The sequence below is a fragment of the Ruegeria sp. CDSB117 genome (assembly GCF_059611005.1).
The window spans coordinates 248,336-274,243 of sequence record NZ_JBXWOS010000001.1 but is presented as its reverse complement, the minus strand read 5'-3'; the positions used below and the strand labels follow the sequence as shown (position 1 = coordinate 274,243).

The following is a 25,908-nucleotide window of genomic DNA, read 5'->3' as shown; positions in this document are numbered from 1 at the left end:
TATCAGGCGAACCACATCTTGCGTGACATGTTGCCATTCATCATCTCTTGGGTTGGGTCGCTTTCCCAACCTTCGAGCTGATTGGTGACGCCTTCGACAAAATCGTTAAACATCGGGCAGATCAGACCGCCCTGGTCGCGGACCATCATGCCCATTTTGCTGTAGATGTCCTTGCGTTTGTCGTTGTCCAGTTCGGCCCGTGCTGCAAACAGCATTTCGTCGAACTCTGGCACCTTGAAGCGGGTGTCGTTCCAGTCGGCAGTCGACAGATACGCTGTCGCGTACATCTGATCCTGCACCGGGCGGCCACCCCAATAGGATGCGCAGAACGGCTGAACGTTCCAGACCTCCGACCAGTAGCCATCGTTGGGCTCGCGCTTGATTTCCAGCGGGATACCGGCCTGAGCCGCACTTTGCTGGAACAGGGCCGCTGCGTCAACGGCACCCGGGAAGGCGCCATCTGCAACACGCAGGATGATCGGCGAACCGTCATGGCCCGACTTCGCATAGTGCTCTGCCGCCTTTTCAAGGCTGTAGTCGCGTTGCGGGATAGAGCCGTCAAACAGCGGGTATGCCGCATTGATCGGCATGTCGTTGCCAATTGTGCCGTAGCCGCGCAGAACCTTGTCGACCAAGTCCTGGCGGTTGATTGCGTGTTTTAGCGCCAGCCGCAGTTCGTTGTTGTCGAACGGCGCGGTGTCGCAATGCATGATGAACACATAATGTCCACGGCCGGCGGTCGAGTGCACCGTCAAGTTCGGGGCGCGGCCCAGCAGATCGGCAACCTTTGGTTCAACGCGGTTGATCGCATGAACCTGACCGGACTGCAGAGCAGCCGTACGGGCAGTCGCATCGTTGATGACAATCACTTCGACGCTGTCGAAATTGCCGAAATCGGGGTTCCAGTGGTTGGCAAATTTCTTGAACACGTGGCGTACGCCCGGCTCATCGACTTCCAACTGGTATGGTCCGGTACCAATGCCCGCACCTGGGTTTTCCATTCCGCCATCAGGCTGAATTATCAGGTGATAGTCGGCCATCAGATACGGCAAGTCGGCATTTGGCTCAGTCAGTGTGACCTGGAAATTGTCGCCATCGGCCTTCATTGACTCGATGCCCTTCATGATACCCAGGGCACCGGACTTGGAGTCTTCGTTCGAGTGGCGCTCCATGGTTTTCAGCACGTCTTCGCTGGTCATGGTCTTGCCGTTGTGGAATTCGACGCCCTGACGCAGTTTGAACGTCCAAACTTTGGCGTCCGCGCTGCCTTCGACGGCTTCAGCCAGGCGCGGCTCGATCGACCCGTCGGGCGCAACTTCCACAAGCTGGTCACCGAATTGTTTGCCGTTCTGGAACGGCACCGAGCTGGCATAGGTCGCCGGATCCAGCGAATTGGTGGATTCGCCGCCTTGCAGGCCAAATTTCAGGTCGCCGCCCTTCTTCGGTCCTGCCGCGCGCGCAGCGTCAGCGAACATGGTGCTGGCCATCGCCGCCGACACACCCAGAGCCGCCGCTTTCCCCATGAATTCGCGGCGGGTGAGTTTGCCCGCAGTGACCTGACCGGCCATGTGAGTGAGTTGTTCGTTCATTTAGTGGTCTCCCAGTTGAATGGATTTCAGCCCTTGATGGGCTTTTTATTGACGCATGAGTCAAGTTAGGCGCATTTCGGTCTACCGAGCAAGGACAAATGTCTGCCCTTTGGTCGCCAAAATATCACATCTGGTTGCGTGGAACGGCGTCCTCCGTTTGTTTCGAAAATACCAAAGTTTCGTTTTCAAAGGCACTTATCTGCGCCTTGAGAAAAAAGCTCTCGCGATCCGACCACATTTCGCAGGATGTTTCGGTGCGCAGGTTTATCCCGTCCCGACTGATCTCTTGTGTCCAGCGGCACTGCCCGTGCGCGGATAGGGGGTCATCGGGATGGATAGTCCAGCGTTCATCGGCTGTGCCACCATATGTTAGCCCGTGGTGATTGTCGGTCACACGACCAAAATCATCTTCGATAATCAGGCTGGTTACACCTGAATTAATGTCAGTTTCCACCCGACGAGAATTGCTGCTGTCCCGCAGGGACGTCACGTCAATCGGGGTTTCAGAGTCGGGTTGTTGAAACACATGTTCATCATCACCTGCGGTCGGCCGGATCGGGATCGTAATCGTGCCACCTGTCAGGTGCAGTTCGACGGGTTCGGGTGAGGGCCAGATCAGCGGCCAATACGCGCTGGACACAGCCACCCGCACGCGATGCCCTTTGGGAACGCGATAGGCGATATGATCCAGGTCCAATGAGATTTCGTAGGGTTTTCCAGGTGTCAACGGAGTTGGTTGCGCGTGGCTGTCTCGGTGCGACAGGTTTAGAACGCCATAGGTGATCCGGGTTGAGGCTCCGTCCGGATGGACATGATTTAGCCGCACCGCAATCTGTGCCTGCGGTCGGTCGGCGCTGACATTCAGGCAAATGCGCGGAGCGCCGACAATATCCAGATCTTCCGACAAAGGTGGGCCATCGAAACAGGCGGACACCGCATCATCGGCGCGCTGATCGCCGGGCATGTCCGGGCCCAGCCAAATGGCGCAATACTCACCGCCGTCCATGCCACAGGTTTGGGGTGACCGGACCCGCCAATCCAACTGCTCATGTTGACCGAGTCCACCGTTCGACAGGTTCAAGGTCAGGTTGGACAAATGCGAGGTCGCGCCGGCTTGTTCGCTGATCCAGCGTCCGGGTCTGTTGCTGTACCACCGCTTTGGACGGACCCCGTCCATCAGGTACGCTCGATAGTCGGGGTCGGTTTCAACTCCGCTTTCCAGACCCTTCAACCAATGATCCCACCAGCGCAGCGCCTCTTGCAGAAAACCGATCCTCGGTTCGGGCACTGCGAAATGCGGGTATTTGTGCACCCATGGCCCCACGATTCCCTTGACCGAAGCGCTAAGCTGTTCGACCAGCAGCGGCACGGTATTCTTGTACGCGTCACCCCAGCCTCCAATGGCCAGTGTCGCCGCGCGGATCGCGCTGAAATCTTCGCAGACAGAGCCATGCTGCCAATAGGCGTCGCGCGTCTGGTGGCGCAGCCAGGTCGAGGGCAGGAACGTTTGATTTTCCAAACGCTTAAGCCACAGCTCGCGCCAGTTGGGGCGCAGCGCAGGATCCGGTGCGCGGGATGAGTACGACCACATGGTCGCGCCCCAACCCAGGTTTTCATTTAGCAAACATCCGCCCTTGTAATGGATGTCGTCTGCGTAACGATCTGCGGTTGAACACAGGGAGATAATTGCTTTCAGCGGCGCGGGTTGAAGGGCGGCAACCTGAAGCGCGTTGAACCCGCCCCAGCTGATTCCCATCATCCCAACAGTGCCCGAACACCACGGCTGATCCGCCAGCCATTGGATTGTCGAAACGGCATCATCCAGCTCTTGCTGGGTATACTCGTCTTCCATCAACCCTTCGCTGTCGCCATTGCCGCGGATGTCCACACGAATGCAGGCATAGCCGCGTTTGGCAAACCAAGGATGGGTCAGGGCATCACGCGTCGCCGTACCGTCACGCTTGCGATAGGGAAGATACTCCAAAATGGCCGGAACGGGGTTGCTGTCTGCATCTACCGGACGCCAGACGCGTGCTGACAGGCGACACCCGTCGGGCATCACTATGCCGACATCCGGTAAGTCTTCGATATCGCATAGCGAATTGAGCGAGCGCGTCATTGTGGAAGTGTCACGGTCTTTTGCGTTTTCCGGTGTTTGAAAATCGTCAATTCATCGCCTGATTGCGACAACAAGGTCCATCACGTTTGTTCCGGTCGGACCCGTCACCAGCAATGCGCCGGCGGCGTCCAGAAAACTCCCGCTATCTGCATTCTGCAGGGCATGCTCAGCACCGTCGCCCCAGGTCGTGCCGTCAACCACCGCTCCGGCGGCATTGGTCGGGCCATCGGTTCCATCTGTTCCGCCAACGACCAGCGTCAGACCCGAGGTCCCGGTTATTTCACGGGCCAGCGCCAGAGCCAGCGCCTGATTACGCCCGCCGCGGCCCGGCTGATCTGGTAAAACAACCGTAGGCTCACCGCCGAACACCATGACGCCCGGGGGCATATCCCGCAGGCGTTGTCCCAGTTGGGAAGCGACATGCAAGAAGTCGTCGTGCAGGCATTCTTCATTGTCCAATACTTGCAGGCCTTCACGACGCGCCAAATCTGCTGCCGCAGAACGCGCATGAGCGTTCGACGCAACAATCTGGGTCACGGCGTCAAATTCGTAAGTGTTGGGCAAGGCGCCAATCCCCGATCCGATGACATTCAGATCATCCCCGGGAACGTCCGAGATTGCCAGAACGGTGGCTTTTGCCCCTTTGAAATGGGCCAACAGCCCACCGCCCTTGATCCGGGACAGCTTGCGACGCTCGGCATTCATTGTGGTGATATCCATCCCTTCGGCCAGCAGCCTGCCGTTCAGCTGCTCCAGATCACTCAGAGTGTTCCCCGGCAGCAAATCCTCAGCCAGGGATGAGGCTCCGCCCGAAACCAAAAGCAGCAAATGGGAATTGGGTGCCATAGCCTCGATCGCGGCCCGCAGGGCGCGACCGCCCTCAAGGCTGCGCGCGTCCGGAACGGGGTGTGAGGCCTCGATCAGCTGAACATGTTCCGGCAGACCGCGTCCGTGATCATCCTTGGTGACAACCAGCGTCGGACGCGGGCCGAAATGTTCCAATGCCGCGCTGGCCATTGCTGCGGCTGCCTTGCCGACTGCCAAGATCTGGTCGGGCGTTGGAACCCCATCCAGAACAGCTTTGGTGGCCCTTTTTCCGTCAACCGCATCAACGCCAGCCTGCCAAATGCGAATTGCCTGTTGCCTCTGATCCATCAGCTTTCCATCCAAATCGTGACCGGTCCGTCATTAACCAGCTCTACCGCCATGTCGGCACCGAATTGCCCGGTTTCGACGGCCACACCATGCGCCTGCAACCGCCGCGCAAACTCTTCATACAGGTGCTGCCCCTCATCCGGGGCCGCAGCCTCGGAAAACCCTGGCCTGTTCCCGCGCGACGTGTCGGCGGCCAGCGTAAACTGGCTGATCACCAGAGCCGAGCCACCCACATCAACGACAGAGCGGTTCATCTTGCCGTTTTCATCTTTGAAAATGCGCAACTTTGATACTTTGGCCGCAAGCTGCCCGGCCTTTTGTTCATCATCGCCTTTCATCGCACAGACCAGGATCATCAACCCAGGGCCAGACTGTCCGATCGTTTGTCCATCAACCGAGACCTTGGCCCGGGAAACCCTTTGTAGCAGTGCGCGCAAATCCGTTCTCCGTTTGGTGACGTGGTTATTCAACCCAGCGTGCGATCTCGTCCAGACCGGCACGGCTGGTTCGAAACCCGTTTGCAGGGTGGTCTGTATCGGAATAGCCGAAAGAGATTGCGCACAAGATCAAGCGGTCATCGGGGATGTCGAAATACCGGTGCAGAAACTTGCCATAGCTGGCCACCGCGGCCTGGGGGATTGTAGCCACCCCCAGCGCTTGGGCGGCGAGGGTGAAGGCCATGACAAAACCACCGCAGTCCATCGCTCCGTAAGGACCAATGTCCGCAGGGCTTGAGATGATCGCGCAATGCGGCGCGCCGAAAAGTGCAAAGTTTTCCATCATTTGCTGGGCTGAACCTACACGGTCCCCGCGCTGTACGCCGACGGCTTCGTACAATGCCCAGCCGCATTCACGGCGGCGTTCCTGATATATACCGGTATACGCCGTCGGGAACGGCAGGTCGGGTTCCGGTGCACCGATTGTGACTTCGTTTTGCAGCGCTTCTCGAAAAGCGTCAGTGTCGGCGCCACTGGTGATCACGACGTTCCAGGGTTGCGCATTGCACCAACTGGGGGCGCGTGACGCACAGGTCAGAATCTGTTCGATCTGGTCCTTCGGAACGGGTTCAGGTCGGAACGCCCGGCAAGAGTGCCGCTCGGCCAGTAATTTATCCAGATCGGATAGCGTCACACTGCTCTCCCCTTCGTGCAGACGAGGCGCAGGATGGCGGCAGGATCAGCGATGTTCAAGCGGCTAAACCGCCAAAATTGCACGTGAACGCGACGCGGTTCTATTGCTGACCCGTTGCCACCATGTACCCGACACCCGCCGCGACCAGAAGGCCTAGGACAACAGCGATCGTGATCTTGATGGCTGACCACGGGCGTTCACCCTGAACGCGCCCCGTTCTGCCATTCACAACGAAACGATAGGTCTGCCCCCGGTATTTGTACGCGGCCAGCCAGACGGGCAGTAATATGTGCTTGAAGGTCACATTCCGCACGTCAGTGTCGATTGCGTGAATGCGCTGTCGGTCGCCACCGATATCGAACCGAACATCCCGTTCGATCACGCGGGCCATATGCGCGCGGGCTTCAGTGTAACCATCCTGCAGTTCGACAGTATATGCTTCTGCCCGGAAACCGGCCAGATACTCGGGCTGATAAGGTTCAAGCGCCGGTAGATCCCAAGGCTCAAGCGCGTCAGTATACGCTTTGGGCAAGGACCGGGACGCCAGCACCAGAACATCGTCAAAGAACCGCGCAACCAGACCGGATTTTGGGGACCACCGCACCTTTGCCACCTGCTGTTGCACGCGCTTGCCGTCACGCATGACGGTCCGGGTCTCGTAATACACCGTGCCCCGCTCGCCGCGATAAGCTGACTTGGTATCCGCGTCGAAGGTCCAGTAGGGGACGTAAATCCCCTGCATCTTGCGACCTTTGCGGGCGTAATCCTTCAACCCGTTGGGCGCGAACCACAACTTGCCAAGCCAGCTCGACATCGCCTTATGAGCCGACCGTTCATCCAGAGCAAAGGGCAACACGCCTTTTGGCTTGATATGCCGGTTAACTCCCGTCTCCGTGACTACCGGAGTGGCACAGAACGGGCATTCGGCCGCATGGGTGTTCGGGTCAAACTCGACCTCAGCTGCGCAGTTCGGGCAGGACAGAACCCGCGTTTCTTCGATCTCTGCTTCCGGCAGCTTGTTCGCCAGCGCTGCGTTGAAATTCAGTTCTTTCAGGCTGGCACCGCCCCACGGTCCGGCGCCTATGGATTCCGAATGCCCGCAATGATCGCAGGTCAGGGTCCCGTTGCCCGGATTGAACCGATAGTCCGAGCCGCATTGCTCGCAGGGAAAGCGGTGTTCGTCTGTCATTGCTTTGCCTCGATTGGAGGGGCGATTTTTCCGGGGCCGATAATCAGGCGCACGATTATTGCCGCGACGATGCAGATCAGGATGAAATGGAAGGAGTTCTGAGCAAACCGCCACCAATCGTAATCAGTCAATAGACCGCTTACTTCTAACGTACCAATGCCGTCGCCATAGCCGGACGTGGTCTTTGGATCATGTGCCTGACGCCAGCCCCTGTAACGGCTAAAAGCAACTGAAACAGTCACGAGAACGAACCCGATTCCTGCGCCCCAACAGGCTGCTCGGACATAACCAACCTTGCGCCGCATCATGACGCGCAAAAACGGCTTGACGAACAGCCAGCAAATGAAAAGAGAAATAGGCAACCCAAATAACGCATACCAAAAAACAAGGGACAGCGAGTTCAGGTCAAGGCCGCTTCGATATTCGTTTGAGAAAACTGGTACGCCAATAACGCCGACCCACCCCAAAAGCGCAGACAGCTTGACCGCGCACGCGATATCGCGTTGGGAATATGGAGCCATTTGATCGGCGTTAGCCACAGGGTTAGGCCCCAGGAGGCGGCGGGGGCAGGATGGTAAACAGCTGCGCCAGCTCCTGCACGTCGCCCGCTTTTTTCCAGCCGTCCTGACCGGCAGTCCAGACGTGGGTATCGCGGGTGATTTCACCATCGGTTGCCATGCGGCCCATCTTGGCCTTAGAAAACGGCCCGCTGGTCTGCCCATCCACCGCAATGTGCCAGACATGCTCAACAGGCGGAGGAGGGGGCGGTGCCGCGTGTGTCGCCGACTGCGGGGCAGCGGGGGCGGAACCGCCCCACGGGCCGCTTGGTTGACCCGATGCCATGTTCGACATCTGCTGTGCCATCGCCATGCCCATTCCCATGCCAAGACCGGCACCCATTCCGCCGCCCTGACCGGGGTTGGTAGCTGCTGCGGTCATTGCTTCAGCGGCCGAATACTGGGTGAACTTGCCCAGATCGCCCGCCAATCCCATCGACGTCCGCTTGTCCAACGCAGCCTCGACCGCAGGCGGTAGCGAGATGTTTTCGATGTAGAACTCGGGCATCTCAAGCCCGTACCCTTCCAGCACGGGCGACACCTCGGCGGCGATAAGTTTACCCAGATCGGCGGTGTTGGCGGCCATGTCCAGCACCGGAATGCCCGATCCTGCGATTACGCGGCTGAACTCCTGCACGATAATGTTACGGATCTGAAAGCTGATCTCATCCATGGTGAATTCACCATCGGTGCCGACGATTTCAATCAGGAACTTCGCGGGGTCCTTGACCCGGACCGTGTATGTGCCAAAGGCGCGGATACGGGTCGGTCCGAACTCCGGATCGCGCAGCATGATCGGGTTCTTGGTGCCCCATTTCAGATCATTGAAACGCGTCGTGTTGACGAAATAGATCTCGGATTTGAAGGGCGACTGAAATCCGTGATCCCAATGCTGTAGCGTCGTCAGGATCGGCATGTTGTTGGTCTCAAGCATATAAAGACCGGGCGTAAACACGTCTGCCAGTTGTCCCTCGTGCACGAATACCGCTGCCTGTCCTTCGCGCACCGTCAGTTTGGCGCCGTACTTGATCGCATGCCCTTCACGCTCGAAACGCCAGACCATTGTGTCACGGGTGTCGTCGACCCAGTGAATGACGTCGATAAATTCTCCGGTCAGAAAATCGAAAATACCCATTGGGGTCTCCTTTCCTTGGGCTCAGAGCTGCTGGCCCATCAATTCGCGAGCAATAATCCGGACCACCGGGCGGGCGTCTTCAGCCGTAACACCGGGTTCAAGGCGCGGGTCATAAAGCATTGTCAGAAGTTTCTCGTCATGGCTGGTCAACAGCGCAAACTCGTCATTGTCGTTGAAAATCGAAGGCCGTGCCGCCGGGCTGTCATTGGACAATCCAAGCCCCTGCGCAATTTCCTCGTGGATGCAGCTGCGTCGGGTGAGGTCTGGCAGTTCAGCCCGGATGAGCGTGACAGCCCGCACAAATTTATACGGTGAGGTATTGGTCGGAGACGCAAAAACAAGACAGTCAATATTGGCACGCGGGTTTGCTACCAAATCTAGCGAGGGCGTGCTGATACCGGGAATCAGCTGTTTCAGGCGTTTCACCACATAGGCACTGTCATCTTTGCCTGCAAAGAAGACATGGAAATTGGCCTTGCGATTGACGACCGAGATTGGATGATCCGTCAATCTGCTCAGCCGTTCCGCAAATGCCTCGACGTCGGCGGAGTCTTTTGCGCGTATCTCGGGTGCCACGGACGGGGCGAATTCGGTCTGAATCCGCACAGGTCCTGCCCACCGGCTAAGTTGCCCGTCCGTTCGCCGAATGCGCGTGGTTACAGCGTGATCGGGGTATTCGCTGTAAAAGGCAATAGCCTCGAAATTGCGGGCCAGATCATCGGCATCATACGGTGTGTCGGGACCACCTCCATCCACGCGCAACATGTCGCGGGTGAGCAGGTCACGTTCGACCCGCTGATAGAACCGGGCCAGATCCTGACTTGCCGCAGACGGGGGAACATAAGCATTAGGTGCCGGTGCAGGTGCAACCGGGCGCGGTTGCGGCACGACGGACGACGTCAGCGCCTCATCGCAATTGGCCAGCGCCAACAGCGCCACCATACCCAACAGAGGTTTCAGATATCCAGGCACTTGCACGTCCAGCCTGCCTTTAGCTCGAAACCGCAGTTCCAGCGTTGTCGCCGACGCCGTCTTTGCGCGCCTTCGCAGAGGCAAGGGTGTCGCGCAGCTCGGTTTCCATTTTCTGCAGTTCCTGCTCGGCTGCGGCGCGCTTGGCCTTGCCTTCGTCAGCAATTGCAAGACTTTCGTTGATCGTACCGATCAGGTCAGCATTGGCTTGCTTGACCGCCTCGATATCAAACACACCGCGTTCCATTTCCTCGCGGATCATCTTGTTCGACTCACGCAGGTTCGCCGCGTTCGAGGTCAGCAGCTCATTCGTCAGGTCATTCGCATCGCGCACGGCCGCGGCCGCCTCGGCGCTACGCTGGATGGTGACGGCCTGCGCCAGTTGCGTTTCCCACAGCGGCACGGTGTTGACGAGGGTCGAGTTGATCTTGGTCACCAGCGACTTGTCATTTTCCTGAACCAACCGGATCGAGGGCAGCGATTGCATCGTCACCTGTCGCGTCAGCTTCAGGTCGTGAACACGCCGTTCCAGATCATCCCGCGCTGCGCGCAGGTCACGCAGCTCTTGCGCCTTCATGACTTGTTGGTCTTCGGGCACGGCCTGAACTTCGGCTTCTTTTTCGGGGATGTTCTGGCTGTCCAGCTCGGTCAGTTTTTCTTCGCCTGCTGCGATATACAGCGCAAGCTCGTCATAAAAGCCCAGCGTCTTTTCATACAACAGGTCCAGTGACTTGATGTCTTTCAGCAGCGTATGTTCGTGGCCCAGCAAGTCGTCGGTGATCCTGTCGATCTGCCCCTGAACATCTTCAAACTTGGCGGTAAACTGGGCGAAAGGCGCAGCCTTGCCCAACAGCTTTTCCCACCAGCTGCGTTCGCGCCGGACGTCCAGCTCACTGACTGAAAACCCGCGGATCGTCGTGACGATATTGCGCAGGCTATCCCCGGCGGGCCCGACATCCTTGTTGCGGACATCCGCCAGCATGGCCTGGCTGATTTCCTGCAATTCCGCCTGGGCAGACGACCCGAACGCGACGATGGAATTGGTGTTATCCATGTCGATCTCATCCATGCGCTTGCGGATTTCGGCGCTGACAGGTTCGTCGGCCTCCTCAAGCAAGACGATTTCGGCGGTCGGGTCGGGCAGGGTGACAGCGGTCACTTCCTGCACCAGCGTTTCAGCCTCGACCGCCTTGTTCTTGATGTCATCGGACATGGGGTAATCCTCTCTCAAATTGTGGCCGGTCAGTCCAACCGGACGCCTTCGCGTTGCAGCCTTTCGCGCAACACATCAATTTCAACCGTCAGATCACTGCGGTCGTCCAAAAGCAACTTGCGGGTACGCGCCGCGAAATTTTGTTCAAGATCATCCAGGAGGGACGAATAATCCTCCAGCGCCTGCGCATCGCGGGTGCGGGCATAAACGTCAGCAAATTTGACCGTCGCGTCACGCGCGCCCTTTAAGTAAACGGTCAGGTATTTTCGCGCACCGGCCAGATCGCGAGGGTCTTCCTCGACCGTGCGGAACAGGTCGCGGGCGGTATCCTGAAAACGTTCAACCCGGGCTTCGATCCTGCGGTCGCCTGCGCGTTTGATGGCGTCGGTCATCTCGGACAGATGTGTTTCAGCACCTTCCACGACGCGGGCAACGCGGTCTTGCTGGAAAGTGTCGATGCCTTCCATCCCTTTGTCAGTCATCGGATCAATTCCGAAAGAGACAGAGTGTAGGACGCTGGCCATCAAACCGAACAGAATCGGGGCGATCAGGCTGGCCTCAGACGCTGCGGCTGCATCCAGATATTCGGTGCGATAAGCAGCCAATCCGACGCCAAGTCCGGTCAGCAGGCTGGAGAATACCTTTCTGGGAAACGCCGGGCGACGGGCTGTGCGGCGAGCGTTGTAGGCGGATTCGGCCCGCAACCCTTCGCGCAGCAGAAATGCTGCAGCTGTCAAAAGACCCGCTGCGATCAGGCCGATCGTCAATCCGACGGCCCCATCGTTCAGCGACAGAAAAACCAAGGGAACAGCCGGAAGAAACAACAGGTTAGCGCGCGCCCCGGCCGGTTCGACCCGAGCGACGTCAAACTGTCCGCGCCGAGGTTGATTCGGAGACGAGGAGTCGTCCTGTGGGCTGAATTTCCCGCCATACCGTTTGGCCATGTGCTTACAAGCCTCCCAACACGCCGGTGCAGACGCCGAACATCAGCATCAACAACACGACATAGGCCAGTTTTTGCACTCCGGTCCCGGACATGGCGCCCCCCAAAAATGTCCCTTGGGGAAATCTAGGCCATGAGAGACCGTGGCGCTAGGGGGAAGGTTGCCTAACCTGCGTCACTTGCGAGGTTTCTTGCCGATCGGGGGCCGATTTCGCTGTGGGCGAGCGGGTCGTTTGGCCGGTGCTTCGGGCTCGGCTTCCAACCCCAGTTGATCGCGCATGACCCGTCGGCGGATCTCTTCGACTTCGCCGGGTTTCAGGCTTCCCAGCTGGAAGGGGCCGTAGGACACTCGCAGCAGCCGGTTCACCGCAAAACCGATATCTTCTATCGCACGCCGAATTTCACGGTTCTTGCCTTCGCGCAGACCGATTGTCAGCCAGGCATTCGCGCCTTGTTGACGGTCCAGCGTGACGTCCATCGGCAAAAAGCGTTCCCCGTCGATCACAAGCCCCTTACGAAGCGGTGCAAAATCCTCGTCCTTGGGGCGGCCATTCACCCGCACGCGGTATTTGCGTAGCCATCCGGTCGAGGGCAGTTCCAGCTTGCGCTTGATGCCGCCATCATTGGTCAACAGCAGCAACCCTTCCGAGTTCAGGTCCAACCGCCCGACACTCATGACCCGGGGCATATCCTCGGGCAGTTTGTCAAAAATGGTCGCGCGTCCTTTTTCGTCACGTGTCGTTGTCACCAGACCCGAAGGTTTGTGGTACAGCCACAGGCGCGAAGGTTCCGGTTCCGACACCGGTTTGCCATCGACGTTGATCTTGTCTTTGGCTGTGACGTTCAGCGCGGGGCTGTCGATTGTCTTGCCGTTTACACTCACACGACCCGCTTCGATCATGCGTTCGGCTTCACGGCGCGAGGCAACGCCTGCGCGGGCAAGGACTTTGGCGATCCGGTCGCCTGGAGGAGGGGTTTTGGTCATCTGCAGCCCATAGCGCATCCCGGCCGCTTGCGAAAGACAGGTTTCTGTTGCAGTCAGAGGCATGGTGTTCAGATCGCACATGGATAAGGCGCTGGTTGAAGCGCGCGCTGCGGCGGATCGCGGCGAGGTGCCCGTGGGCGCTGTTATTGCCGGCCCCGATGGCGTGATCGTGGCCTCTGCGGGCAACCGAACACGAGAGCTGAACGATCCCACCGCCCATGCCGAGATACTGGCCCTGCGTGCTGCATGCGCCGCAGCCGGATCCGAACGTCTGCCCGATCACGATCTCTATGTGACGCTAGAGCCTTGCGCGATGTGTGCGGCTGCATTGGCCGCGGCGCGTATCCGGCGCATCTATTACGGGGCCGCCGATCCGAAATCAGGCGGCGTTGCTCATGGCGCGCGGGTTTTCACCCATACACAAGCACACCACGTGCCAGAGGTTTACGACGGCATCCGAGGGCAGGAGGCCGCCGAGCTTTTGAAAGAGTTCTTCGCCGCGCGGCGTTAACCTCAAAGAGTAATGGCCTTCATCACCTCGGGTTCGATGACATCGACCCCTGCCAACCCATCGACCAGCGCCTGAGCTGATTGCTCGAGGATCGGGAAGGTCTTGTAATGGCAGGGAATCACGGTCTTAAAATTGAAATACCGCTTGGCCGCATACGCCGCGCCCTTCATGTCCATCGTAAAATGACCACCCGCCGAAAGGATGCCTATATCGGGTTTGTAGTAATCCCCCATCCAATCCATATCGGCCATGATATCTGTATCGCCAGAGACATACAGCATGCGCCCTTCCGAGGCGATCATGAACCCAACCTCGCTGCCGCCGGTACGCAGCCCGTCAGGCGTGGAAAAGGTCGAGCTGTGCGAGGCTGGCACCATCGACACTTTGACGCCGTTCAGGTTCACGGTGCCGCCCTTGTTGTAGCCAATAGTTTCCAGCCCCTCAGACTCGTTCCAATACCCCATCAGGTCGTATTGTCCGACCACGGGGACGTTCAGGTGCTTGGCCAGCGATACGACATCGGCGACGTGATCGAAATGTGTATGCGTCAGAAGGATATGAGTCGCCCCGTTTAGAGCGTCATCATGCTGTTCCTCGGACAAGACCGGGTTGCCAGTCAGCCAGGGGTCGATCAGCAGAACCTGCCCGCCGGTTTCGAAGCGGAAACTGCCGTGTCCCAGCCAAATGATGTTCATGAATTCATCCTCCCAAAACAAACTGTTGGCATTAACTTAGCATCGGCTATGTAAAAGTTCATGGACTGGTTTCAGGTAATTGATGGCTATTGCGAGCGCTTGTCGCCCACCTATTGGGCCGAGCCGATAAACGCGGTGACAAACGCGGCGTTTCTGATTGCGGCTTTTGTCATGTGGCGGCGCGTGCGCGGGCAAGGGATGCCGCTGGCGATGCTGTTGGTGGCCATTCTGACTGCCATCGGGCTTGGCAGCTACCTGTTCCATACGCACGCGCAGGTCTGGGCCGCCATGGCGGATGTTCTGCCGATCCTGCTATACATCCTGGTCTACATCTTTGCGATCAACCGGGACGTCTGGCACATGCGGCCGCTTACGGCCGGGATCGTGACGGCGCTGTTCTTTCCCTATGCCGCAGCGACGGTGCCGTTGTTCCAGCTTGTGCCGGGACTGGGTGGGTCAGCAGCCTATGCCCCGGTGCCGCTGCTGATCTTGATCTATGCGTTTCTTTTGCGCCACCGGGTGCCGTACACCGCCCGTGGTCTGGCCATTGGGGCGATGATCCTGATCGCCTCGATCACCTTTCGTGCGCTGGACGAACCCATATGTGGGCAGATCCCGTTTGGCACGCATTTCATGTGGCACATCCTAAATGCCCTCATGCTGGGCTGGATGATCGAGGTGTATCGTAGGCACCTGACCCGCGCGGCTCAGGCCTGAAACGCTGCGGCCAGCTCCGCGGGTAAGTCAAATTCGGACAGCACGCGTGCACGGCCTTGATCCGACATCTTGCGCGCGGTTTTCTTGACAATGCTTTGGATTTTCTCGGCTGAGTGCTTTTTGGCGAATGGAGCGAAGTACCACTTGAGGAAGACAAAGCAGATGACATCCTCCAGCGCCTGCACCTCGTCGTCACGCTTGATACCCTGTTTGCGCAGCATCCGGCCAGCAGATTCGATATCCTCGGCAGAGTAGCCGTTCTGTTCCATAAGCCCCATCACGACCTCGGCGTGGTGGACGCCCTGCGCCTTGCGCCAAGCCAGATATCCGGCACGACCTTCGGGGTATTCACTGCGCGCGAGCTTCCACCGTTCCACATGCTGACCCCGCGCTGCAATCTGCAGCGAGTCAGAGGCGTCGGGGAACAACCTGTCCAACTCGGCGCTCATGCGCTGACCATAAAGCAGTTCAGCGGGCTGGCCGTCTTCGAGGTTGGGGTCGTGTGAGTTGGCCGCATCAATTGCGTCCAGAACAGCTTGCTTTCGCGCGTTCATCTTCCGCTCCGTTGGCTTGCCGGGTCTGCAGGGCAGGCCGGCGGGTTACTTGTGGACCACCGTAGCGATACGCCGCGCGGTACGCAGCAGGCAATTGCCGGGCCGGGGCATTTGGACCCGACCCGGTTTTGCGGGCTAAATTACTTGCCCGGTTTGTTCTGATCCTGGGTGACAGGTTCCGACACCTGATCGGGGAAAATCAGGCTGCGGGTCAGGGTGTCCATGCTTGGGCCAAAAGCGCCCGCCTGAGCTTGCGCAGCAAGAACCGTAGTGGCCAGAACAAAGGCAGTCATGAACGTTTTCATCGTTTTTCTCCATATAAGGCTGTGCCGTGCTATATGAAATGAACAGTTCAGTTCAGTATTTCAAGATGTGAAGTGAACTAATCGGTTCATTTTTTACTTCGGGGTATTCAGAAATGAATGATCGGACAGGATTTATGGACCTTTGCCATGCGCTCAAGGATGGATCAGCGCCTTGCCGGTCTTGCGACCCGGCGACCAGACAGGTAAATGCCCCCTAACGCATATGAGGATATCCGATGTCGATTGACCAAAGCAACGCCGCCAAGGTGGCCAAACTGGCCCGGATCAAGGTCGAGGATGACGCGCTGCCTGCGCTGGCATCCGAATTCAACACCATCCTTGGCTTCATCGAACAACTCAATGAAGTGGATGTTGAAGGTGTCGAGCCGATGGTTTCGGTCGAGCCGATGCGCCTGAAACGTCGCGAGGACGTGGTCACCGACGGGAACCAGCAGGACAAGGTTCTGGCCAATGCCCCCGATGCGCGCGAAGGGTTCTTCGCTGTTCCCAAAGTTGTGGAGTAAGACATGAGCGATCTGAACAAACTGGGCCTGGCCGAAGCTCGTGACGCATTGCGTGCCGGTGACGTAACCTCGGTTGAGTTGACCGAGTCCTGCCTGAAAGCGATCGATGACGCCGACGCGCTGAACGCTTTTGTCCACAAGACGCCTGAGATCGCGCTGGAGCGCGCCAAGGCTGCGGATGAGCGGATCAAAGCCGGCGACGCACCCTCAATGTGCGGCCTGCCAATTGGCATCAAGGATCTGTTCTGCACCAAAGGCGTGCCCTCGCAGGCGGCATCTAAAATCCTCGAAGGCTTCAAGCCTGAATACGAATCCACAGTATCGCAGCAGTTGGCTGATTCCGGTGCAGTCATGCTGGGCAAACTGAACATGGACGAATTCGCCATGGGCTCGTCCAACGAAACCTCCGTTTACGGCAATGCGGTCAGCCCGTGGCGCCGCGGCAATGACGATGCGCAACTGACACCCGGTGGATCGTCCGGTGGGTCGGCCTCGGCCGTCGCGGCAGATCTTTGTCTGGCCGCCACTGGAACCGATACTGGTGGTTCGATCCGCCAGCCTGCTGCATTTGTTGGCATCACTGGCATCAAGCCGACCTATGGTCGTTGCTCACGCTGGGGTATTGTGGCGTTTGCTTCGTCGTTGGATCAGGCCGGGCCGATGACCAAGAACGTGCGTGACGCCGCGATTATGCTCGAGACCATGTGTGGTCATGACCCCAAGGATTCGACCAGCACTGAACTGGCCGTGCCGAATTTTGAGGCGATGCTGACCGGCGACATCAAAGGTAAGAAAATCGGTATCCCCAAGGAATACCGCATGGACGGCATGCCCGCCGAGATCGAAAAGCTGTGGGCCGAAGGCGCTGAAATGCTGAAAGCTGCGGGTGCCGAGATCGTCGACATTTCGTTACCGCACACCAAATACGCGCTGCCGGCGTACTACGTGATTGCACCGGCCGAGGCGTCCTCGAACCTCGCGCGTTATGACGGTGTCCGTTATGGTCGCCGCGCGCAGCTGGCACAGGGCGACGGTATCACCGAGATGTACGAAAAGACCCGCGCCGAAGGCTTTGGCCACGAAGTGCAGCGTCGAGTGATGATCGGGACCTATGTGCTGTCGGCAGGGTTCTACGACGCTTACTATAATCGTGCCCGCAAGGTGCGAACCCTGATCAAGAAAGACTTCGAGGATGTGTTTGCCGCGGGGATCGATGCGATCCTTACACCGGCAACCCCTTCGGCGTCGTTTGGATTGGGCGAGATGACCGAGGCGGACCCGGTACAGATGTACCTCAACGACGTCTTTACCGTGACGGTGAACCTAGCTGGCTTGCCCGGGATCTCGGTTCCCGCAGGTCTGGACCAGCAGGGCCTGCCATTGGGTCTGCAGCTAATCGGCCGCCCGTGGGACGAAGGCGATTTGCTAAACACAGCCTACGCGCTGGAAAGTGCCGCCGGGTTTGTGGCCAAGCCGAGCAAATGGTGGTAATCCTCGGATCAGGCAAGACCAGCTAAGACGGAGCAGCTGAATGCGCTTTACGCTTCTGATCCCCGCAATCGGGCTTGTGGCCGCCTGTAACACGGTGGCCCCGGTCCAGGGTACAGGATTCAACACGCCTCAATATCAGGCGCAGCGCGAGGCGGCGCTAGCCGGACAGGGCTATACCGGCAACCCATTGACTGGCCCTGCTGAGGTTTCAGAACAACAATTGGGCGCACCCGGCAGCACTCCGACAGGGGATAACGCTGATATCGCGTCGGCAACGGCGGCTGCATTGGCCAACACTTCGGGGCAAAGCACGTTGACGCAAGCCCCGCTGTCCGCCGCCAGTAACAATGCGATCTCCGACGAACAGGATTTCGCGGCTGTATCAGGCCGTCGCACGATCGAAAACGACGCGGCCCTGATTCAACAGAACCGCCAGACCTACGAAGTCGTCACACCAACTGCTGTTCCGCAGCGCGGATCGGACGGCCAGCCCAATATCGTGCAGTATGCTCTAAGCACTTCGAATCCAGTTGGTACACAGCTTTACAGCCGCGCTGGTTTCAACCTTGAGGCCAAGGCGCAGCGGAATTGCGCCAAGTTCCCGTCGCCTGACCAAGCTCAGATCGAGTTTCTGGCCAACGGCGGCCCTCAGCGTGATCGCAACGGTCTGGACCCGGATGGGGATGGGTATGCCTGTGGCTGGGATCCAAGTGCATTCCGCAGTGCCGTCAACAACTAATCCACAAGCGCCAATCTGGCACGCTTCGCCTAACTACGGACCACGCAGGAACGGGCTAAAGCCGTCCCTGATCGTTTTGCACTATACGGCGATGAACAGCGCGCAAGAGGCGCTGGACAGGTTATGCGACCCTGTCCACGAAGTTTCGGCGCATTACCTGATTGGGGGCGACGGGACGCTCTGGCAGATGGTGCGAGAAGAGGATCGCGCGTGGCATGCCGGGGCCGGAGAATGGTGCGGACAGAAGGATATCAACTCCCGTTCGATTGGTATCGAATTGGATAACACCGGCAAACGCCCGTTTTCAGACTTGCAAATGCGCGGGCTGGAACAGTTGTTGCCTCAGATCATGCATCGCTGGGGCATTCGACCACACGGTGTGATCGGTCATTCCGACATGGCACCCGGACGCAAATTTGATCCCGGACCGCGATTTGACTGGCTGCGGCTCGAGCGCAACAAACTGGCCGCACCGCGCGGACAAAACGATGGCCCGCTAGATGCGCCGATGGATCGGTTTCGAATTCTGGCACAATCCGCCGGCTTCAGCGCTGACGTAGACGACGAAACTTTGCTGTCCGCCGTTCGTCTGCGATTTCGTCCTTGGGCTACGGGCCCCTTGCAGGGTGCTGATCTCGCACCTCTGACCGCCCGATCCTGATCCGCTCTCCACTCTTGACGCGGCTTGGCACAAGGCATACCCACCGCTTGCGCGGAGGGCCGGATGGCCGCTGGGGTCGCAAGGCCCGAGAGGAAAGTCCGGACTCCACAAGACAACGGTGCCGGGTAACGCCCGGGCGGGGCAACCCGACGGAAAGCGCCACAGAAATCAAACCGCCCCGGACTTAGGTCCGAGGTAAGGGTGAAACGGTGGGGTAAGAGCCCACCGCGCCGCTGGCAACAGTGGCGGCACGGCAAGCCCCACCGGGAGCAATGCCAAATAGGGTCCCCGCGCGGGCAGGTCGGCGTCAGTCGATACCGCCGCTAGGCACGTCCTGGCCAAGAGGGACCGGGTTGGCAGCTTGAGCCGCGCAGCAATGCGCGGCCTAGAGGAATGGTCATCGAAGGGGGCAACCCCGGAACAAGATCCGGCTTACAGGCCCTCCGCGCATAACTCTGTTCACTTACCGGGCGGCGTGTAAGCCCCGGTCAGCTTGGCAGCCTTCTTGGTAATGGCGGCAAAATCCTTCGCCTTCCAAGCGCGTACTGTTTCAACGTTTGATACTGCACCCGAGGCCGCAACGGCCATTCCAATGGCTACTGCGTCAGTGCCATCCGGAACTTCACTTACGACCACCACGTCATTTTCGCCGGTCGTCATGTAAAAAGCCAAAAGCTTGCCGCCGACTTTTTTCAGCAACGCCCGGACGGCCGCCGTGCGGTCTGCAGGCTTCTTCAGCATTCCTTTGACGCCATCCTGCGAGTAGGTCGCGTAAGTTATGAAAATAGGCATAAGTCTTCTCCTTGTTTCAATGGTTTGGAACGCTGAAATTGGCCGGTTCCGCGGCCTGAAAACGGGACTTAAAAAATGTTCATAAGGGCGTCCAGAACGATCCAGAAACCCACTGCGATCAGCCCAAGACCGATCAGGGTGGGCAACCATCGTGCACCCGGCAGCAGCTTTTCCAATGCGACGTAGACCGCAATTCCGGCAATCCAGTACAGGTTCATGATCCCGCCGACGAACAGCAGCGCCATCAAGGCCCAGCAACAGCCCAGACAGTACAGCCCATGCAAAGCACCAATTCGGAACGCACCATATGCGCCGGGTTTGTGATGATCGGCGATGAATCGGGCAGGGCTTTGACAATGCCGCAGACAGGCGGACTTGAGGTCCGACAACTGATACGCGCCTGCCGTAATCAGGACGCAGCCAGCAAATGTTTTGGACCGGATTGTCATCATTGGACCATCGGACAGCCCGATGCTTTCCAGCCCCCATTGCAACCCCGTCGCGGCAAGGCTGAATATAGCCCAGGCGATCAGGTAGCCTGCGAGAAAGCAAAAGCTGAACTGCGCGGCCTTGTCACGTTCGGGTCCCGCACGCTTTATCGCCGAATACAGCAAGACTGCAGGTGCAGCGCTGGGGGTCATCATCGCGATCATCATGACCCACCACATCAGAAAAATCAGGATTACGTATTGCACGCCCCAACTGGGCGCTTCGCCCATGTGCATGGGTTCTCCGATCGGACCCGCCATATTGGTCATTTCGCTGGCCGTCATGTTCATGCCAATCCCGGCGATGGTGTACCAGGCTGTAAACAGAACAATCAGCGACACACCGAACAGCACGATGACCCGCTCACGCCGCATAAGCCGCTCTACCGCCCCAGTGCGGGGCGGTGTGGGATGGGATGTCATGATGACCCCCGGATCAGGCGCCCAGGACACCGTGGCCCGAAATGTTCAGGTGGGCCAGATGAGCGTGCGTCGCGTCAAAGGTCAGGCTAATTTCGCCGCCATGAGTCTTGGCAGAGCCCGAGGCAGCTTCGGCGTGTCGGTATTCAAACCCGTTTGGCAGCTGAATTGACGCCCGGTGCGCCGCACCCGAAACGATATGCGGAATCGGGCTGACTTCGACATCGAAGACGCCGTTCACCTTTGCAAACCCGGTGCGCTCGTCGCGGTCCCAGTTCAGCTCGATCGGAACGAAGAGCGTTTCATGTTTGGTCGGAGCCATGGCGCTGTAGACATACCAGAAGGTTGCCATTTCATCGGTATCTTCACCGGTCATTATGGCTTGCAGGGCCGCACGCTGATCAGCGCTGGCGCTGGCATCTATGATCAGTTGCATCTGACCGTTGCCCTCATGGATCGGGCCAGGCCAATAGTACACCCCAGCCGCCCTTACGCCCGCCAGATCTGTGTCCCCGTAGTGACCGCTTTCGATGTCGAATACGACGACGGCCTCGCAATTGCCATGTGTCGGAAGTACGCTGAACTGGCAAGGACAACCGAAGTTGCAGTTACAGTTGGCCAGCTCTTCGCCCTTAATGGTCCATTCAGTCATGATGCCCCCTAAACAAAATCAATCGTGCAAACCCTGCTTGCACGGTTGCTTGCCTGTTCATGGAGCCTCGAAGATCGAGCCGAAAATTGGCTTCTTTGGATTGTTGATGGCGCGGTAAGTATCACATATTCGAATTTCTGACAAATTAGACATGCGCTTGTGCGGGAATACGCCTGTTACATGTTTACTTGATGAAACGAAGCCACCATTGGTCAGCTTTGCGCTAGCGTTAGGGCATCTGCTTAATCCGCGGATTTTGAGTCGCAGTTATCTGCTATATTGCAAAAACGCATTTTGAATATTGGGAGGATTGTTATGAGTTTCATGAAGGCACTTGCTTCGGTCGCAGTTGGATTTGCTGCAGCAAAAGGCATGGAAAAGTACAAGCAAATGGGCGGGATGGCCGGTCTGCAAGATATGATGCAGGGCGCCGGGGGCGGCTTTGGCATGGATCAACTGGGCAAGATGGCAGAACAGTTCGGGATGCCGGGGGGTGCCGGTGGGCTGCAAGAGATGATTGGAAAGCTTGGCATGGCCAATCCGGCAGGGGCCGTTGGTCTTGGTGGGTTGATGAATGCCATGCAGGGGGCAGCAAAGTCAGGCAGCCAGCAGACCGCCGACATGATGGATACGGTATTCAAAGGCACACCCGGGGGCGCGGCGATGGAGGAGCAGGCCAAGCTGATGCTGCGCGCGATGATCCAGGCAGCCAAGGCGGACGGAGAGCTGGATGAGCAAGAGAAGGAAACCATTCTGGGCGAATTGGGTGATGACATCAGCGATGAAGAACGCGCCTTTGTCCAGGATCAGTTGAATGGCCCGATTGATGTTATCGGCCTGGCTGCTGATTCCGGTGCGCCATTAAAAGCGCAGGTCTATGCCACGTCTCTGGCGGCGATTCGTCTGGATAACCAGCGCGAGGCATCTTACCTTGTTCAACTGGCCACCGCGTTGGGTCTATCTGATGCCGAACGCGACCAGATTCACACGTATATGGGCGCGCCGACCCTTTCCACCTAGGCCTGATCCCTGATCAGCCGATCATGTGCCCAATTGCCCTTGACACGAGCCGTGCAAGGCGTAAAAGCGCACGCTCATAGGAATTCAACCGAAAGGCCCCTGCCTTTTCGGACGCAGGAGATAACCATGGCGAAGCCGACGACAATCAAGATCCGTCTGAACTCGACCGCGGGCACGGGCCACTTCTACGTGACCAAAAAGAACGCTCGCACCATGACCGAGAAAATGACCGTTCGTAAATACGACCCGGTTGTTCGGAAACATGTCGAGTACAAGGAAGGCAAGATTAAGTAATCTGCCGTCCAACTTGGACAGAATGGAAAAGGGTTTCGCTGATGCGGAACCCTTTTTCTTTGTGCATGCGGCTGGGTGAAATGTCCTGGATCGGGAATTGGCCGTTGCAGTGACGCATCAGCGTAACGGCCATTCGGTTGGGCGCCGGGTTGCTTTTTGGAACCCCTTGGCCATACGCTTCAGCAAATCGTTCCAAAATGTTGGTCGCCATGAAAAAAATCTTGTTATCCACAATTGCCGTATTCGCCCTTGCGGCTTGTGAAGACCCCTATAACCGCTCGGGTGTTGGCTTCACGGGCATCGATGGTGAGCCGCGGACCCTCTCGGATGTTCCGGGTGCGGTCTCGTTCCTTCCCGACGCCACGAATATTCCGGCGGAATTGGCTTTGTTGCCATCCATCCCGGTCGTAACGGATCAGACCGAGGCGGAAAAAGTAGCCCGCGTCGCGATCGACAATGGCGGACGCAGCGACTCAAACTCAGTTGTTCTGACCGGTTCGGACATGAACATGTACTTAAGCACAGTCAGCGTGAACGGCACTTTGTTCGGAGTGCTTCGGACCGCAAACAACAGCACCCGCGTGGACAACAACGTCGGCGCAGCCTTTGGCCAAAATGCCGAACAGTTTACCGGGTGCCTGCCTGCGGGTGACGTGTTCCGCAAGGGGTCGTCGTCGCGCAGCTCGGGTTTTGCGGTTGCTCTGAACTGCAGCTGATCCAGTTCGAACTTTTTTCACGAGGCCCCGCCGATCAGGCGGGGCCTTTTCTGTTGCGGCCATTGGTTTCGCTATGGCGCGAGCGGGTGGCGTTAAACAAAATAAAAAGGGCGGGTCAGACAATGACCCGCCCTTCTTTTGTTTGCCTTGTTGGCTTAGCTTATTCTTGCTGACCCATGAACATCAGCAGGAACTGGAACATGTTCAGGAACGAGATGTACAGGCTCAGCGCGCCGTCGATGGCCGCTTTGTCCAGCCATTCCTGATCACCGTGCATGGCGTGTGCAACATAGGTGTTCTTGATGTCCTGAGTGTAGAAGGCGGTCAGACCGGCAAAGATCAGAACACCGATCGCCGAGATCGCCATCATCATCGGACCCGACTGCAGGAACAGATTGATCACCATCGCCACCAGCAGACCGATTACACCCATCATCAGGAAGGTGCCCATGCCGCTTAGATCACGCTTGGTGGTGTAGCCATAAAGGCTCAGACCGGCAAAGGCGATCGCGGTGACAATGAATGTCTGGGTGATCGAATAGGGGGTGTAGATCATGAAGATCGAGCTCATCGACAAGCCCATGGCCGCCGCGAAGACGAAAAAGCCCAGCTGAACCGCAGAGGCAGAACCACGACGCATCAGTGCACCCCAGCCAAATAGCAGGAAGCCAAGCGGGGCGAACATTACAACCCACTTCAGAGGTGACAGGAACAGCGTTCCACCCAAGCTGGTCAGATAGCGGTCTGCACCGATCTGAGCCACCGCGTTGGTTGGATCAGAGGTTACAGCAAGACCGGCAATCGCCCAGGCAGCCAGCGCCGTGATCAGCATGCCCACGGACATTGTGCCGTAGACTTTGTTCATATGGGCGCGCAGGCCCTCGTCAATCTGGGCAGCGCGCGCACCGGTCGCCGTCCGGATCGTGTCAAATTGTGCCATTAAGGGTCTCCCTTTGCATATTTCTTGTCGGACCAATGGAATTGGCCCCGTTCCCCGCAAATATCGGCAAGTGCGGGCTGTGTTTCAAGGGTTTAACGCCCGAAACTGGCTAAAACACGCAACAAAAATGGCAGCCCGACGGTTCGCGCTGCCATTCACCGAGAAAAGGTGCAGTGTCGAATCACTTTTGCCAGAACTCCGGTGCATCCCAAATGGATCGTGACGCCTCGGCTTCGGCCTGTTGGCGGGTGATGCCGATGTCTTCCAGAGCGCGATCATCAAGTCTGGCAAGCGTTTGGCGCTGGCGCAGAAGAGACAGCGAGTCCAGAAGCGAGGACAACAAAGAGCGACGCTGCGGTTTGCAGTGCTGTTTAATTGCAATTTGGGTCATATTTATTGTCCTTTCTCTATTTCACGATGGTTTATCGTCTTTCCATCAACTTCCTTGATTTATATGGCGCAACATGTCACATTTTGAAAATGAATATTTATGAAGAGATACATAAGGATTTGTGAACATGCGAAATCTGGATATCACCACGCTTCGTTCCTTCGTTGCCGTTGCAGACCAGGGTGGCGTCACACGGGCAGCCGGATTTCTGCATCTGACGCAATCCGCTGTGTCTATGCAGTTGAAGCGGTTGGAAGAGCTGCTGGGCCTTGAATTGTTGGACCGTAGTGGGCGCACAATTGCGTTGACTGCATCCGGTGAACAGCTGCTTGCCTACGCCCGGCGCATGATCGCGCTGAATGACGAAGTAATCTCAAAGCTCACGGATCAGGCCTACGAAGGCGAGGTCGTTCTGGGCGTTCCACATGACATCGTCTACCCGGCCATCCCGCGGGTCTTGCAGCGTTTTAACGCTGACTTCCCGCGGGTTCGGGTGCAGCTGATTTCGTCATATTCCCTTCAGCTGAAAGAAATGTTCAAACGCGGCGAATGCGATCTGATCCTGACAACTGAAGCATCAGCCAGTGATGGATCTGAGACCGTCGCTGAGTTGCCCTTGCGGTGGATTGGGGCGCCGGGCGGGTCAGCATGGCGTAAGAATCCGATTCCATTGGCCGTTGGGCGGCGGTGCGCGTTCCGGCCCCAGATGATCTCGGCCCTCGATGCGGAAGGTATCCCGTGGGAACTGTCAGTCGAAACAGAAAACGACCGCACGATCGAGGCGACAGTCAGCGCGGATCTGGCTGTTCACGCGATGCTGGACGGGACCGAACCCGCACATCTTGAACAGATCGATACCGGAGGGGCTTTGCCGGAACTGCCGGCCCACATGATCAATCTGTATGGGGGCGAGACCGGGCGCGGCGCTGTCGTCGAATCGCTGGCCGCGCTGGTGCGTCAGAATTTTCGTATGTTGGGCAGTGCCCCGCTCAAAGCTGTCGTGGGGTAAGCGC

General features: G+C 58.1%; 30 protein-coding genes and 1 other RNA gene. 11 read left to right on the top strand and 20 right to left on the bottom strand.

What is annotated here, in order from left to right:
- Positions 1 to 2 precede the first annotated feature (2 nt).
- From AC2FJC_RS01375 to AC2FJC_RS01320, 12 genes are all read right to left on the bottom strand, one after another.
- Positions 3 to 1,589 (bottom strand): ABC transporter substrate-binding protein, encoded by a 1,587-nt coding sequence (locus AC2FJC_RS01375; protein ID WP_058275605.1) that lies wholly within the window; start codon positions 1,587 to 1,589, stop codon positions 3 to 5.
- A gap of 124 nt (positions 1,590 to 1,713) precedes the next feature.
- Positions 1,714 to 3,708 carry a CocE/NonD family hydrolase gene (locus AC2FJC_RS01370; RefSeq protein WP_496738124.1) on the bottom strand — a complete coding sequence of 665 codons (1,995 nt, stop codon included), beginning with the start codon at positions 3,706 to 3,708 and terminating at the stop codon, positions 1,714 to 1,716.
- Between the two features lie 51 nt (positions 3,709 to 3,759).
- On the bottom strand, positions 3,760 to 4,863 hold the full coding sequence (locus AC2FJC_RS01365; RefSeq protein WP_496738123.1) for a glycerate kinase type-2 family protein: 1,104 nt from the start codon (positions 4,861 to 4,863) through the stop codon (positions 3,760 to 3,762).
- Complete coding sequence (dtd, locus tag AC2FJC_RS01360; protein ID WP_496738122.1) at positions 4,863 to 5,300, bottom strand: D-aminoacyl-tRNA deacylase; 438 nt, start codon at positions 5,298 to 5,300, stop codon at positions 4,863 to 4,865. The genes AC2FJC_RS01365 and dtd overlap by 1 nt, the downstream gene beginning before the upstream one ends.
- Positions 5,301 to 5,325: 25 nt before the next feature.
- Positions 5,326 to 5,994, bottom strand: a complete 669-nt coding sequence (locus AC2FJC_RS01355; protein ID WP_496738121.1) for a nitroreductase — start codon at positions 5,992 to 5,994, stop codon at positions 5,326 to 5,328.
- A gap of 100 nt (positions 5,995 to 6,094) precedes the next feature.
- Positions 6,095 to 7,183: a TFIIB-type zinc finger domain-containing protein gene (locus tag AC2FJC_RS01350; protein WP_496738120.1), complete on the bottom strand. Its 1,089-nt coding sequence runs from the start codon at positions 7,181 to 7,183 to the stop codon at positions 6,095 to 6,097.
- Complete coding sequence (locus AC2FJC_RS01345; RefSeq protein WP_496738119.1) at positions 7,180 to 7,722, bottom strand: hypothetical protein; 543 nt, start codon at positions 7,720 to 7,722, stop codon at positions 7,180 to 7,182. The genes AC2FJC_RS01350 and AC2FJC_RS01345 overlap by 4 nt, the downstream gene beginning before the upstream one ends.
- Positions 7,723 to 7,726: 4 nt before the next feature.
- The gene (locus AC2FJC_RS01340) at positions 7,727 to 8,875 is read right to left on the bottom strand and encodes an SPFH domain-containing protein (protein WP_496738118.1); all 1,149 of its coding nucleotides are present in this window, start codon (positions 8,873 to 8,875) and stop codon (positions 7,727 to 7,729) included.
- A 21-nt stretch (positions 8,876 to 8,896) separates the two neighbouring features.
- Positions 8,897 to 9,817: a DUF2927 domain-containing protein gene (locus tag AC2FJC_RS01335; RefSeq protein WP_496738329.1), complete on the bottom strand. Its 921-nt coding sequence runs from the start codon at positions 9,815 to 9,817 to the stop codon at positions 8,897 to 8,899.
- Between the two features lie 49 nt (positions 9,818 to 9,866).
- Positions 9,867 to 11,057, bottom strand: coding sequence for a toxic anion resistance protein (locus AC2FJC_RS01330; RefSeq protein ID WP_282151701.1), 1,191 nt, complete (start codon positions 11,055 to 11,057; stop codon positions 9,867 to 9,869).
- Positions 11,058 to 11,086: 29 nt separating this feature from the next.
- Complete coding sequence (locus AC2FJC_RS01325) at positions 11,087 to 12,001, bottom strand: 5-bromo-4-chloroindolyl phosphate hydrolysis family protein (RefSeq protein WP_282151700.1); 915 nt, start codon at positions 11,999 to 12,001, stop codon at positions 11,087 to 11,089.
- Positions 12,002 to 12,175: 174 nt separating this feature from the next.
- Positions 12,176 to 13,066 (bottom strand): pseudouridine synthase, encoded by an 891-nt coding sequence (locus AC2FJC_RS01320; protein ID WP_496738117.1) that lies wholly within the window; start codon positions 13,064 to 13,066, stop codon positions 12,176 to 12,178.
- On the opposite strand from AC2FJC_RS01320, the gene AC2FJC_RS01315 reads away from it, so the two are divergent.
- On the top strand, positions 13,047 to 13,496 hold the full coding sequence (locus AC2FJC_RS01315) for a nucleoside deaminase (RefSeq protein WP_058276802.1): 450 nt from the start codon (positions 13,047 to 13,049) through the stop codon (positions 13,494 to 13,496). The two genes, AC2FJC_RS01320 and AC2FJC_RS01315, sit on opposite strands and share 20 nt — an antisense overlap.
- Before the next feature lie 2 nt (positions 13,497 to 13,498).
- Here the strand turns inward: AC2FJC_RS01315 and AC2FJC_RS01310 are convergent, their stop codons facing one another.
- Entirely contained in the window at positions 13,499 to 14,191 is a 693-nt protein-coding gene (locus tag AC2FJC_RS01310) for a metal-dependent hydrolase (protein ID WP_496738116.1), read from the bottom strand.
- A 60-nt stretch (positions 14,192 to 14,251) separates the two neighbouring features.
- Here AC2FJC_RS01310 and AC2FJC_RS01305 point away from each other — a divergent pair, with 60 nt between their 5' ends.
- Positions 14,252 to 14,908, top strand: coding sequence for a ceramidase domain-containing protein (locus AC2FJC_RS01305; protein WP_496738115.1), 657 nt, complete (start codon positions 14,252 to 14,254; stop codon positions 14,906 to 14,908).
- On the opposite strand, the gene AC2FJC_RS01300 is transcribed toward AC2FJC_RS01305, so the two are convergent.
- Together AC2FJC_RS01300 and AC2FJC_RS01295 are read right to left on the bottom strand one after the other, a co-directional pair.
- Complete coding sequence (locus AC2FJC_RS01300) at positions 14,899 to 15,462, bottom strand: DUF4202 domain-containing protein (protein ID WP_496738114.1); 564 nt, start codon at positions 15,460 to 15,462, stop codon at positions 14,899 to 14,901. The genes AC2FJC_RS01305 and AC2FJC_RS01300 overlap by 10 nt on opposite strands.
- Before the next feature lie 140 nt (positions 15,463 to 15,602).
- Entirely contained in the window at positions 15,603 to 15,767 is a 165-nt protein-coding gene (locus tag AC2FJC_RS01295; protein WP_186437502.1) for a hypothetical protein, read from the bottom strand.
- Positions 15,768 to 16,003: 236 nt separating this feature from the next.
- Between AC2FJC_RS01295 and gatC the strand changes: the two genes are divergently transcribed.
- The 5 genes from gatC (at position 16,004) to rnpB (ending at position 19,633) form a co-directional block, all read left to right on the top strand.
- Complete coding sequence (gene gatC, locus AC2FJC_RS01290) at positions 16,004 to 16,291, top strand: Asp-tRNA(Asn)/Glu-tRNA(Gln) amidotransferase subunit GatC (RefSeq protein WP_058275619.1); 288 nt, start codon at positions 16,004 to 16,006, stop codon at positions 16,289 to 16,291.
- A 3-nt stretch (positions 16,292 to 16,294) separates the two neighbouring features.
- Positions 16,295 to 17,782, top strand: coding sequence for an Asp-tRNA(Asn)/Glu-tRNA(Gln) amidotransferase subunit GatA (gatA, locus tag AC2FJC_RS01285; RefSeq protein WP_496738113.1), 1,488 nt, complete (start codon positions 16,295 to 16,297; stop codon positions 17,780 to 17,782).
- A gap of 40 nt (positions 17,783 to 17,822) precedes the next feature.
- A complete protein-coding gene (locus tag AC2FJC_RS01280; protein ID WP_170558781.1) occupies positions 17,823 to 18,521 on the top strand; it encodes a hypothetical protein in 699 nt (232 codons plus the stop codon).
- Positions 18,472 to 19,182, top strand: coding sequence for an N-acetylmuramoyl-L-alanine amidase (locus AC2FJC_RS01275; protein WP_496738112.1), 711 nt, complete (start codon positions 18,472 to 18,474; stop codon positions 19,180 to 19,182). The genes AC2FJC_RS01280 and AC2FJC_RS01275 overlap by 50 nt, the downstream gene beginning before the upstream one ends.
- A gap of 51 nt (positions 19,183 to 19,233) precedes the next feature.
- Positions 19,234 to 19,633: RNase P RNA component class A (gene rnpB / locus AC2FJC_RS01270), an RNA gene on the top strand.
- 8 nt (positions 19,634 to 19,641) lie between these two features.
- Here rnpB and AC2FJC_RS01265 read toward each other — a convergent pair.
- From AC2FJC_RS01265 to AC2FJC_RS01255, 3 genes are all read right to left on the bottom strand, one after another.
- Positions 19,642 to 19,974: a GYD domain-containing protein gene (locus AC2FJC_RS01265; protein WP_058275623.1), complete on the bottom strand. Its 333-nt coding sequence runs from the start codon at positions 19,972 to 19,974 to the stop codon at positions 19,642 to 19,644.
- 68 nt (positions 19,975 to 20,042) lie between these two features.
- On the bottom strand, positions 20,043 to 20,885 hold the full coding sequence (locus AC2FJC_RS01260; protein WP_496738111.1) for a DUF2182 domain-containing protein: 843 nt from the start codon (positions 20,883 to 20,885) through the stop codon (positions 20,043 to 20,045).
- 13 nt (positions 20,886 to 20,898) lie between these two features.
- Positions 20,899 to 21,534: a DUF1326 domain-containing protein gene (locus tag AC2FJC_RS01255; protein ID WP_108859367.1), complete on the bottom strand. Its 636-nt coding sequence runs from the start codon at positions 21,532 to 21,534 to the stop codon at positions 20,899 to 20,901.
- Between the two features lie 315 nt (positions 21,535 to 21,849).
- On the opposite strand from AC2FJC_RS01255, the gene AC2FJC_RS01250 reads away from it, so the two are divergent.
- The 3 genes from AC2FJC_RS01250 to AC2FJC_RS01240 all read left to right on the top strand — a co-directional run bounded on the left by AC2FJC_RS01250 (position 21,850) and on the right by AC2FJC_RS01240 (position 23,564).
- A complete protein-coding gene (locus tag AC2FJC_RS01250; RefSeq protein ID WP_496738110.1) occupies positions 21,850 to 22,554 on the top strand; it encodes a DUF533 domain-containing protein in 705 nt (234 codons plus the stop codon).
- Positions 22,555 to 22,680: 126 nt separating this feature from the next.
- Positions 22,681 to 22,848 carry a 50S ribosomal protein L33 gene (rpmG, locus tag AC2FJC_RS01245; RefSeq protein ID WP_007799108.1) on the top strand — a complete coding sequence of 56 codons (168 nt, stop codon included), beginning with the start codon at positions 22,681 to 22,683 and terminating at the stop codon, positions 22,846 to 22,848.
- 209 nt (positions 22,849 to 23,057) lie between these two features.
- Complete coding sequence (locus AC2FJC_RS01240) at positions 23,058 to 23,564, top strand: hypothetical protein (protein ID WP_496738109.1); 507 nt, start codon at positions 23,058 to 23,060, stop codon at positions 23,562 to 23,564.
- A gap of 160 nt (positions 23,565 to 23,724) precedes the next feature.
- Here the strand turns inward: AC2FJC_RS01240 and AC2FJC_RS01235 are convergent, their stop codons facing one another.
- Positions 23,725 to 24,504, bottom strand: coding sequence for a Bax inhibitor-1/YccA family protein (locus AC2FJC_RS01235; RefSeq protein ID WP_496738108.1), 780 nt, complete (start codon positions 24,502 to 24,504; stop codon positions 23,725 to 23,727).
- Positions 24,505 to 24,685: 181 nt separating this feature from the next.
- Complete coding sequence (locus tag AC2FJC_RS01230; protein ID WP_058275628.1) at positions 24,686 to 24,895, bottom strand: DUF1127 domain-containing protein; 210 nt, start codon at positions 24,893 to 24,895, stop codon at positions 24,686 to 24,688.
- A 127-nt stretch (positions 24,896 to 25,022) separates the two neighbouring features.
- Here AC2FJC_RS01230 and AC2FJC_RS01225 point away from each other — a divergent pair, with 127 nt between their 5' ends.
- Positions 25,023 to 25,904, top strand: coding sequence for a LysR family transcriptional regulator (locus AC2FJC_RS01225; protein WP_496738107.1), 882 nt, complete (start codon positions 25,023 to 25,025; stop codon positions 25,902 to 25,904).
- The last annotated feature ends 4 nt before the right edge of the window (positions 25,905 to 25,908 follow it).

Coding starts and splice junctions, on each gene's coding strand:
- AC2FJC_RS01365 (WP_496738123.1), bottom strand. CDS start 4,863: ATGGATCAGAGGCAACAGGCAATTCGCATTTGGCAGGCTGGCGTTGAT.
- gatA (WP_496738113.1), top strand. CDS start 16,295: ATGAGCGATCTGAACAAACTGGGCCTGGCCGAAGCTCGTGACGCATTG.
- AC2FJC_RS01230 (WP_058275628.1), bottom strand. CDS start 24,895: ATGACCCAAATTGCAATTAAACAGCACTGCAAACCGCAGCGTCGCTCT.
- AC2FJC_RS01315 (WP_058276802.1), top strand. CDS start 13,047: ATGGTGTTCAGATCGCACATGGATAAGGCGCTGGTTGAAGCGCGCGCT.
- AC2FJC_RS01320 (WP_496738117.1), bottom strand. CDS start 13,066: ATGTGCGATCTGAACACCATGCCTCTGACTGCAACAGAAACCTGTCTT.
- AC2FJC_RS01335 (WP_496738329.1), bottom strand. CDS start 9,817: ATGGTGGCGCTGTTGGCGCTGGCCAATTGCGATGAGGCGCTGACGTCG.
- AC2FJC_RS01340 (WP_496738118.1), bottom strand. CDS start 8,875: ATGGGTATTTTCGATTTTCTGACCGGAGAATTTATCGACGTCATTCAC.
- AC2FJC_RS01275 (WP_496738112.1), top strand. CDS start 18,472: ATGCCTGTGGCTGGGATCCAAGTGCATTCCGCAGTGCCGTCAACAACT.
- AC2FJC_RS01310 (WP_496738116.1), bottom strand. CDS start 14,191: ATGAACATCATTTGGCTGGGACACGGCAGTTTCCGCTTCGAAACCGGC.
- AC2FJC_RS01325 (WP_282151700.1), bottom strand. CDS start 12,001: ATGGCCAAACGGTATGGCGGGAAATTCAGCCCACAGGACGACTCCTCG.
- AC2FJC_RS01375 (WP_058275605.1), bottom strand. CDS start 1,589: ATGAACGAACAACTCACTCACATGGCCGGTCAGGTCACTGCGGGCAAA.
- AC2FJC_RS01260 (WP_496738111.1), bottom strand. CDS start 20,885: ATGACATCCCATCCCACACCGCCCCGCACTGGGGCGGTAGAGCGGCTT.
- AC2FJC_RS01330 (WP_282151701.1), bottom strand. CDS start 11,057: ATGTCCGATGACATCAAGAACAAGGCGGTCGAGGCTGAAACGCTGGTG.
- AC2FJC_RS01225 (WP_496738107.1), top strand. CDS start 25,023: ATGCGAAATCTGGATATCACCACGCTTCGTTCCTTCGTTGCCGTTGCA.
- AC2FJC_RS01370 (WP_496738124.1), bottom strand. CDS start 3,708: ATGACGCGCTCGCTCAATTCGCTATGCGATATCGAAGACTTACCGGAT.
- AC2FJC_RS01240 (WP_496738109.1), top strand. CDS start 23,058: ATGAAAAAAATCTTGTTATCCACAATTGCCGTATTCGCCCTTGCGGCT.
- rpmG (WP_007799108.1), top strand. CDS start 22,681: ATGGCGAAGCCGACGACAATCAAGATCCGTCTGAACTCGACCGCGGGC.
- AC2FJC_RS01235 (WP_496738108.1), bottom strand. CDS start 24,504: ATGGCACAATTTGACACGATCCGGACGGCGACCGGTGCGCGCGCTGCC.
- AC2FJC_RS01250 (WP_496738110.1), top strand. CDS start 21,850: ATGAGTTTCATGAAGGCACTTGCTTCGGTCGCAGTTGGATTTGCTGCA.
- AC2FJC_RS01305 (WP_496738115.1), top strand. CDS start 14,252: ATGGACTGGTTTCAGGTAATTGATGGCTATTGCGAGCGCTTGTCGCCC.
- AC2FJC_RS01350 (WP_496738120.1), bottom strand. CDS start 7,183: ATGACAGACGAACACCGCTTTCCCTGCGAGCAATGCGGCTCGGACTAT.
- AC2FJC_RS01255 (WP_108859367.1), bottom strand. CDS start 21,534: ATGACTGAATGGACCATTAAGGGCGAAGAGCTGGCCAACTGTAACTGC.
- AC2FJC_RS01300 (WP_496738114.1), bottom strand. CDS start 15,462: ATGAACGCGCGAAAGCAAGCTGTTCTGGACGCAATTGATGCGGCCAAC.
- AC2FJC_RS01265 (WP_058275623.1), bottom strand. CDS start 19,974: ATGCCTATTTTCATAACTTACGCGACCTACTCGCAGGATGGCGTCAAA.
- AC2FJC_RS01295 (WP_186437502.1), bottom strand. CDS start 15,767: ATGAAAACGTTCATGACTGCCTTTGTTCTGGCCACTACGGTTCTTGCT.
- AC2FJC_RS01280 (WP_170558781.1), top strand. CDS start 17,823: ATGCGCTTTACGCTTCTGATCCCCGCAATCGGGCTTGTGGCCGCCTGT.
- gatC (WP_058275619.1), top strand. CDS start 16,004: ATGTCGATTGACCAAAGCAACGCCGCCAAGGTGGCCAAACTGGCCCGG.